This window comes from Neoroseomonas rubea (genome assembly GCF_016106015.1).
Taxonomy (GTDB): Bacteria; Pseudomonadota; Alphaproteobacteria; order Acetobacterales; family Acetobacteraceae; genus Neoroseomonas; species Neoroseomonas rubea.
This window is the reverse complement of sequence record NZ_JACADQ010000705.1, coordinates 1-752: the sequence shown is the minus strand read 5'-3', so window position 1 is coordinate 752 and position 752 is coordinate 1. Positions and strand designations below refer to the sequence as shown.

1 protein-coding gene is annotated in these 752 nt (G+C 76.2%); it reads right to left on the bottom strand.

What is annotated here, in order from left to right; genetic code table 11:
* A partial coding sequence (locus HW577_RS26790; RefSeq protein WP_198378950.1) for a transglycosylase domain-containing protein occupies positions 1-651 on the bottom strand: 651 nt, incomplete at its 3' end.
* Positions 652-752: the final 101 nt, after the last annotated feature.

Below are 752 nucleotides of genomic sequence, written 5' to 3'. Positions count from 1 at the left end.
CGCCGCGCGCGCGGCCTCCGCATGCCGGTCCGGCCGCAGCGATGCCGGGCGGCGGGCCATCGCCACCAGCAGCGCCGCCTCCGCCGTGTCGAGCCGCGCCGCCGGGCGCCCGAACCAGGCCAGGCTTCCGGCGCGGATGCCCTCGATGTTGCCGCCCTGCGGCGCCAGCGTCAGCCAGATGCCGAGGATCTCGTCCTTGTCGAAGCGCGCTTCGAGCTGCAGCGCGCGGAAGATCTCGATCGCCTTGCTGCGCAGCGTGCGCGGGCGCGGCTCCAGCAGCCGCGCGGCCTGCATCGTCAGCGTCGATCCGCCCGAGACGACGCGCCCAGCGCGCACCCATTGCGCGGCGGCGCGGGCGAGGGAGATGGGATCGACGCCGGGATGGGCGCGGAAGCGTCGGTCCTCGGCCGCGACGAGCAGGTCCACCAGGTGCGGCGGCACGTCGGCCACGGTGGTGCGCAGCCGCCAGGTGCCGCCCGGCGCGGGCAGCACGGACAGGGTGCGGCCCTCGCGGTCGGTGACCTCGGCCCCCGTCGCGGCGAGGCGCGAAAGGTCGGGCGGGAAGATGCGGTCGAGTGCGAGTGCGGCGAGGAGGAGTGCGGCGAGGGCGAGGAGGACGGTGGAGGGCGCTGCCCTCCCCCGGACCCCCACCCGCCAAAGGCCTAAGGGCCCTTGGAACCCTTGAGATTTATCGGGGCGTGCGGGGAGGGGGCTCACGAGTGCGGCCGGCGCGAAGGGCGCGCCATGCCCCC